This is a genomic window from Flavivirga algicola (assembly GCF_012910715.1).
Taxonomy (GTDB): domain Bacteria; phylum Bacteroidota; class Bacteroidia; order Flavobacteriales; family Flavobacteriaceae; genus Flavivirga; species Flavivirga algicola.
Map to the genome: position 1 here is coordinate 1 of NZ_JABBHF010000035.1, position 352 is coordinate 352.

1 protein-coding gene is annotated in these 352 nt (G+C 40.9%); it reads left to right on the plus strand.

Annotated features, from left to right (window positions below):
* The coding region (locus HHX25_RS21090) for a hypothetical protein (protein ID WP_169677392.1) at window positions 1-352 on the plus strand (352 nt) is incomplete at both ends.

A 352-nucleotide genomic window follows, 5' to 3' on the forward strand; every position in this document is an offset into this window, starting at 1 on the left:
AACTTTATTTGGTTCTGAGACAGCAGCTGCAAGTGGTGATAGCACAACCGAAACCATTGATGGAATAACACTCACAGTGACAAATAATAATGTTGGTTCTGGTTTTGCCCTTACAAATTGGGGAGGTTGGAATGGATCAACAGATACCGTTGCCAATTCAGGAACAACAACTTCCATTACGTTTACCTTTAGTGAGCCAGTTGACATCAACTCTATTTTACCTATTAACGGTTCTGCAAGTAGTATAGTTTATAGTTTAACTCGTCTAGATGGAAGTGGTTCTTCCCCTGTGGATGTAACAATGGATTCTGGGGGTGGAGCTCCAGGATTAGTTCCTGTAGATTTGAATTGG